Origin of the sequence: Actinoplanes sp. NPDC048791, assembly GCF_040650095.1 — a bacterium.
GTDB lineage: Bacteria > Actinomycetota > Actinomycetes > Mycobacteriales > Micromonosporaceae > Actinoplanes.
The window spans coordinates 1-1,882 of sequence record NZ_JBEZGQ010001356.1 but is presented as its reverse complement, the minus strand read 5'-3'; the positions used below and the strand labels follow the sequence as shown (position 1 = coordinate 1,882).

Below are 1,882 nucleotides of genomic sequence, written 5' to 3'. Positions count from 1 at the left end.
GAGCGCATCAGGTGGTAGGAGCCGACCTGCGGGGCCAGCCGCCCGGCGACCTCCGACATCGGCGCCAGCAACGGCAACGACCGATCCGGCAACTCAACGGTCTCGTACGCGATCCCGGTGACCTTGCGGTCCAGGAGTGCGTCGGTGCACTCCTTGGACGCCGCCAGGTGCAGATACGTGAACAGGACCTGGCCCTCACGCATCCGGCCGTACTCCTCAGCGATCGGCTCCTTGACCTTCAGGATCAGATCACCGGTGCCCCACACCTCGTCCGGCCCGGCCAGGATCGTCGCACCGGCAGCGACGTAGTCGGCGTCGGTGATCGACGAACCGGCACCCGCACCGGCCTGCACGAACACCTCGTGACCGGCCCGGTTCAGCTCGAAAACCCCCGCGGGGGTGATCGCCACCCGGAACTCGTTGTTCTTGACTTCGCTCGGAATGCCGACCTTCATGAGTCGACACCGTCCTTTCCGGGGAGAGGTTCGGCCGGGGTGAACAGGATTTCGCCGGTGGCGGGATGGCGGCACAGGTAGCTGTTGTCCAAATGCAGCCACCCCCACAGATCCTCGTGCCACAGCGCTCGGTGGCAATGCCGGCAGAAGACGGTGTCGCTCGTCCCGGCTTCTCCGCTCCGGCCCGCGTCGTGACCCATGCCCACCTCCCGCCACAGCGCAGTTAACTATAGTTGCCGCGAGCGTAGCAAGACGTCGACGCGGGCCGTGATCCGCGGGCACTAGGGTGAACCGGGGAGGTGGCGTGACGACGAAGCCGCTCAAGGCCCGGAAGACCGGCGAGCACGGCGCGGTGGGCCCGCGCATCCGTCGCCTGCGCACCGCGAACGGCCTGACGCAACAAGAGCTCGCCCAGCCCCACTACAGCCGGGCCCTGCTCGCGGCCGTGGAGGCCGGCACCCGCAATCCCAGCGAATCGATGCTCACCCATGTGGCCCGGCGCCTGGGGGTGGACCCGGACGACCTGCGGTACGGCCGGCCGCCCGGAGCGGCCGCGGCACTGACCGAATCCCTGCGGCAGGCACGCCGCCTGCTGTCCGAGGGCAAGATCGGCTACGCCGAGGACGAGTTCCGCCGGGTACGCGCGGACGCGTCCCGGTACGCCCTCACCGAGGCGGCCACCTGGGCCGGGTACTGGCTGGGGGAAGCCCGCCTGCAGAGCGGCGACCTGCCCGGGGCCGAGGAGCAGTTCGACCGCGTACGCGACGAACCACCCTCGACGCCTCGGACGGCCGCGGTGGCCCGGTGGGCGTACTGCCGCTTCGCCCGCGGCGATCTGTCCACCGCCCTGGCCGTCCTGCAGGAGGAGTTGCGGGCACCGGCCGAGCCGGCCACCCAGGCCGACGGACGGTTACGCCTGTCGGCGTCCCTGCTCTACATCTTCGTCGAGCTGGACTGGCGCGAGCGGGCCCGCCAGCTGGAGGCCGACGCGCAGGCCCTGCTCCCCCTGATCACCATTCCCGAGTGGCCGGCGCACTTCTACACGACGGCCGGCCAGCTGCGGCGCAGCCCGGCGGAGCTGCCCGAGGCGGAACGGATGTTCACCGAGGCCCAGCGGATCTACCGCGAGCTGGGGCTGACCCGTGAGGTCGGGCTGTGCCACTGGGCGTACGGGTACGTACTGCGCCGGGTGGGCAAGCCGGCTGCCGCGGCCCAGGAGCTCGCCGCCGCGGCCGAGATCCTGCTCGCGGTCGGGGCGACGCAGGACCACGCCGGGGCGACGCTGGAGCTGGCGGAGGTGCGTCGCCGGCAGGGCGATCTGGACGAGGCGGCGCGGCTGGCGACCGAGGCCGGGCGGGTCTCCGGCGAGCTCCACCACGCCGAATGCACGGCCGAGGCCGACCGGCTGCTGGGCCTGGTCGCGGTGG

Annotated in this window: 2 protein-coding genes and 1 pseudogene; 1 reads left to right on the top strand and 2 read right to left on the bottom strand. The window is 71.7% G+C overall.

What is annotated here, in order from left to right; translation table 11 throughout:
• Together AB0C29_RS46270 and AB0C29_RS46265 are read right to left on the bottom strand one after the other, a co-directional pair.
• A pseudogene (locus AB0C29_RS46270) lies at positions 1 to 455 on the bottom strand (alanine dehydrogenase); the annotation flags it as partial.
• Positions 452 to 655 carry a hypothetical protein gene (locus tag AB0C29_RS46265; RefSeq protein WP_360834447.1) on the bottom strand — a complete coding sequence of 68 codons (204 nt, stop codon included), beginning with the start codon at positions 653 to 655 and terminating at the stop codon, positions 452 to 454. The pseudogene AB0C29_RS46270 and the gene AB0C29_RS46265, both read right to left, overlap by 4 nt.
• A gap of 104 nt (positions 656 to 759) precedes the next feature.
• Between AB0C29_RS46265 and AB0C29_RS46260 the strand changes: the two genes are divergently transcribed.
• Positions 760 to 1,882 (top strand): helix-turn-helix domain-containing protein (locus tag AB0C29_RS46260; protein WP_360834445.1); only part of this gene is annotated, 1,123 nt, incomplete at its 3' end.